The sequence below is a fragment of the Pseudomonas sp. p106 genome (assembly GCF_003936645.1).
Classification (GTDB): Bacteria; Pseudomonadota; Gammaproteobacteria; order Pseudomonadales; family Pseudomonadaceae; genus Aquipseudomonas; species Aquipseudomonas putida_E.
Genome location: NZ_RHQR01000048.1, coordinates 1 through 1059, shown reverse-complemented (window position 1 = coordinate 1059; position 1059 = coordinate 1). Strand labels below are relative to the sequence as shown.

At 55.9% G+C, this 1059-nt stretch carries 2 protein-coding genes; one reads left to right on the top strand and one right to left on the bottom strand.

Translation table 11 applies throughout. From position 1 onward, the window contains the following. Nucleotides 1-311 (bottom strand): amino acid permease (locus EGJ09_RS26375; RefSeq protein WP_125925182.1); only part of this gene is annotated, 311 nt, incomplete at its 3' end. 437 nt (nt 312-748) lie between these two features. On the opposite strand from EGJ09_RS26375, the gene EGJ09_RS26370 reads away from it, so the two are divergent. Next, nucleotides 749-1059: amino acid permease (locus EGJ09_RS26370; protein ID WP_125925181.1), on the top strand; the 311-nt coding region annotated here is incomplete at its 3' end.

The following is a 1059-nucleotide window of genomic DNA, read 5'->3' as shown; positions in this document are numbered from 1 at the left end:
CCGACGTTGCCCAGCCAGGCGCTGATCCAGTAGCCCCACGCCGAGGAGAAGCCCATGTAGTCGCCGAAGCCGGCCTTGGCGTAGGCGTATACCCCGCCGTCCAGATCAGGTTTGCGGTTGGCCAGGGTCTGGAACACGAACGCCAGGGTCAGCATGCCGACTGCGGTGATCGCCCAGCCGATCAGTACGGCGCCAACCCCTGCGCTGGCGGCCATGTTTTGCGGCAGCGAGAAAATACCGCCGCCAATCATCGAACCGACGACGAGTGCAACGAGTGCGCCGAGTTTTAGTTTTCCGGAAGAATCAGACATTTAACAACTCCGTACCAGGAGAAAGTTGACCACAGAATAAATCCGTCGCCTGGGCCATGATCTGACTTGGATCAGTTCATGGCGTTGTGAAGTAGGAAATTTCCTTCACTTGACTCCTGGAGAGTGCCGACAGCCCTGTTGCAGGCCCCGTGCGCTGGCACCTCCATGTACAACCAGAGCAAACGCTCTGTTCAGCCTGCGAACTCTGAAGCTAGCCGCTTTTGCCGTTTTCGCAAACTTTTCTCAATAAATTCCATGGGTAATCGAGGTTGATAAAGTTGCACGTCGGACAAGCGTTTATCTGGGGCGACCGGTATAGACAAAAGAGTTATTAGTGCTATAGCTTTAATGGCTTTGTCTATTATAAGTAGCCGTATCTATATGCAGATAAAGCTGTTTCAGCGATGTGACAGCACGCACAAAAGACGAGGAATCGCATGAGCGAACCAGGACAGAAACTGCGCCTCGGCGCGTTGATCGCACTGGTGGTCGGTTCGATGATTGGTGGCGGCATCTTCTCGTTGCCGCAGAACATGGCGGCGCGCGCGGATGTTGGTGCTGTGCTGATTGGCTGGGGTATCACCGCAGTGGGCATGCTGGCGCTGGCCTTCGTGTTCCAGACTTTGGCCAACCGCAAGCCTGAGCTGGATTCAGGGGTGTATGCCTATGCCAAGGCAGGTTTTGGCGATTACATGGGCTTCTCGTCGGCGTGGGGCTACTGGATCAGCGCCTGGCTGGGCAACGTCGG